The 261-nt window shown below is 57.9% G+C and carries 1 protein-coding gene; it reads left to right on the top strand.

Features of this window, described 5'->3' with window-relative positions; all coding sequences use genetic code 11:
* Nucleotides 1–251, top strand: a 251-nt coding sequence (locus tag SB719_RS20950) for an OmpH family outer membrane protein (protein WP_412159858.1), incomplete at its 5' end; no start/stop codon positions are given.
* Nucleotides 252–261: the final 10 nt, after the last annotated feature.

Genomic DNA, 261 nt, shown 5'->3' with positions numbered 1-261 from the left:
AGCGTCTGGAACTCGAGTTCAAGCAAAAGGCCCGCGACTTCCAGTTCCAGTCCAAGGAGCTGAACGAAGCCAAGGCCGTTGCCGATCGCGACATGCTCAAGCAGCTGAAGCCGAAGCTGGATGGCGCTGTCGAGGAAGTGATCAAGAAGGGCGGCTACGACCTGGTCCTCGAGCGTGGTGCGGTCATCGATGTCAAGCCTCAGTACGACATCACCCGCCAAGTCATCGAGCGCATGAACCAAGCCCGTTGATATGAGTGTG

This window comes from Pantoea sp. SIMBA_079 (assembly GCF_046940275.1).
Classification (GTDB): Bacteria; Pseudomonadota; Gammaproteobacteria; order Enterobacterales; family Enterobacteriaceae; genus Pantoea; species Pantoea borealis.
Note: the sequence above shows the minus strand (reverse complement) of the source record. Positions and strands in the feature narration are given on the sequence as shown.